General features: G+C 68.1%; 3 protein-coding genes. 1 reads left to right on the plus strand and 2 read right to left on the minus strand.

The features are described from left to right. Positions 1–1,024: lysylphosphatidylglycerol synthase transmembrane domain-containing protein (locus WA944_RS10915; RefSeq protein ID WP_526610729.1), on the minus strand; the 1,024-nt coding region annotated here is incomplete at its 3' end. 77 nt (positions 1,025–1,101) lie between these two features. Here WA944_RS10915 and WA944_RS10920 point away from each other — a divergent pair. Further along, positions 1,102–2,292: an AI-2E family transporter gene (locus WA944_RS10920; protein WP_526610726.1), complete on the plus strand. Its 1,191-nt coding sequence runs from the start codon at positions 1,102–1,104 to the stop codon at positions 2,290–2,292. A gap of 3 nt (positions 2,293–2,295) precedes the next feature. Here the strand turns inward: WA944_RS10920 and WA944_RS10925 are convergent. Then, the coding region (locus tag WA944_RS10925) for a hypothetical protein (RefSeq protein ID WP_526646915.1) at positions 2,296–2,500 on the minus strand (205 nt) is incomplete at its 5' end.

Consider the following 2,500-nt stretch of genomic DNA (forward strand, 5'->3'; position numbering starts at 1 on the left):
TGAAGAAGAAGATCACCCAGCCGATCACGGCGATGAAGATCCAGCTGATCAACCGGTAGACCAGCATCGCGGATATCGCTGCGGCAAGCGGCATTCCGCTCGACACCAGCCCCGGTACCAGCACCGCTTCGACGACCAGCAACCCGCCCGGCATCAACGGGATGGAGCCGACCGCGCGGGCGGCCGCATAGGCGACGATCACGCCCGCGATCGACGGGTGACCGCCCGTGGCGTAGCAGGCGAACAACAGGCAGGCCACGTCGGCGATCCAGTTGAACAGCGACCAGCTGAACGCGACGCTGAGATCGCGACGACCCAGCTGTACGGATTCGAGTTGGCCGAGGATCCCCCGCCATTTCGACAACCCGGTACCTGCGGGCTTGCCCCGCACCGAGTTGAACCACGACAACACCCGCGCGCCGATGCCGTCGATCAGCTCGGGGCGGGTGGCCACCGCCTGTGCCAGCAGGATCAATGCGACGAAGCCGCCGAGCGAGAAGATCAGCGACAACGGGTTCTTGCTCGCACCGAGCATGAACGCGCCGGCCAGGCCGAGCAAGGCGAGCCCGATGACCTGAAGGACGCCGGACATCACCAGCTGCCAGGACGCCACGACGGGGGAGGCGCCCCACATCCGCTGCTGACGGTAGATGAATGTCGCAGACAGTACCGGGCCGCCGGGCATGGTGGTGGACAATGCGTTTCCCGCGTAGAACGCCGACTCGGAACGCCATTGCCGCACGTGAACGCCGGCCGAGGCCAGCAGCGTCCGCTGGATCTGGGCGAAGCTGTGCATCGATGCCATCGCCGCGACGGCGGCGGCCAGCACCCACCACCAGTTCGCCGAGTAGAGGCTCTGCCAGGCCTTGGCGAGTTGGTCGCGCACCAGAGCCAGCTCGACGGCCAACACGATGAGCGCCACCGCCAGGACCACCCACCGCAGCCACCAGTACTTGCCGCGGCCGGGTCGCTCCTGGCCGGCGGCTCCCGGTGGGGTGTCGCTCGCGGCAACCTCGTGTGACACGCAGTACAGGGTAAGCGGTGGCCGGGTCGAATTCGCAGATCCGAGGACGAAACCTGCGGGGCCGTTACGCTACCGGAATGTCAGCCCGTGGCCCGCGCCCAGCCTCCTTGGACGCCTTCGCTGACGAGTCGGTCAGCCCACTGGTCCGCAAGACCGCCGCCTGGTCGTGGCGGCTGTTGGTGATCCTCGGCGCCGTCGTGGCTTTGTTGTGGTTGTTCTTCCGGTTGGAGATCTTGTTCGTGCCGGTGATGCTGGCGACGATCCTGGCGGCGTTGCTGATGCCGGTGGTCGATTTCCTGGATCGGCGCGGCGCGCCGCGCAGCGGTGCGGTGGCCCTGGTGCTGCTGAGCGGCATCGCGTTGTTCGGCGGCCTGCTGGCGTTTGTGGTCAATCAGTTCATCGAGGGAGCGCCGGCGCTCGCGGATCAGGTGACGGCCAGCATCGAAGGCGTCGGCACCTGGCTCACCGACGGGCCGCTGGATGTCAGCCCGCAGCAGATCAACCAGGCCCGCGACGCGGCGATCGAGGCGCTGCAGAGCAACCAGGAAAAGCTGACCAGCGGTGCGCTGTCCACGGCGGGCACGCTGACCGAGATCCTGACCGGCGCGCTGCTGGTGTTGTTCACGTTGATCTTCCTGCTGCACGGCGGCCGGAACATCTTCGGCTTCATCACCCTGGTCTTCCCGGCCGACGTGCGGGACCGGGTGCGCGACGCCGGGCGCGCCGGGTTCCGGTCGCTGATCGGGTATGTGCGTGCGACCTTCCTGGTGGCGCTGGTCGACGCGCTCGGCATCGGCGTCGGGCTGGCGATCATGGGGGTGCCGCTGGCGCTGCCGTTGGCCTCGCTGGTGTTCCTGGGCGCGTTCGTACCGCTGGTCGGTGCGGTCGTCACCGGCTTCCTGGCAGTCATCGTCGCGCTGATCGCCAAGGGCTGGATCTATGCGCTCATCACCCTCGGGCTGATCATCGCCGTGCAACAACTCGAGGGCCACGTGTTGCAGCCGCTGGTGATGGGTCGGGCAGTTTCCATCCACCCGCTGGCGATCGTGCTGGCGATCGCGGGCGGAGCGGTGCTCGCAGGCATCATCGGTGCCCTGCTCGCCGTGCCGGTGCTGGCGTTCCTCAACAGCTCGATCCGGGTACTGGTCGCCGACGACCCTGCCGCCGAAGAAGAGGCACTGGAAGCCGAGGAGGGCCCGATGGTCGATGCCGAAGCCGACGACATTGAGGAGCCGGCAGCCCCCGGGGACGCTGAATCCGGCTGGTGACTCTTAGAGCCGGCCCTCACGGCGCAGCAGGTCCTGGGCGCTGACACCGCTGCCGCCGCGCCGCTGGGGCTCGTCCTCGGAGCGGGTGTTGAGCTTCTCGGTGGCGGCCTCGGCATCCGACTTCTTCGGTGTCGGGATCGCCCGCGTCTCCTCGGCCGAGTCGTCGTCCTGGGCGGCAGACGCTCGCTGAGCCGGGATCGCCGTGGTC

Origin of the sequence: Mycobacterium sp. (genome assembly GCF_049683355.1) — a bacterium.
GTDB lineage: Bacteria > Actinomycetota > Actinomycetes > Mycobacteriales > Mycobacteriaceae > Mycobacterium.

What these genes read in the sequence shown, in the direction of transcription:
- WA944_RS10920 (WP_526610726.1), top strand. Translation starts at nt 1,102, where the DNA reads ATGTCAGCCCGTGGCCCGCGCCCAGCCTCCTTGGACGCCTTCGCTGAC.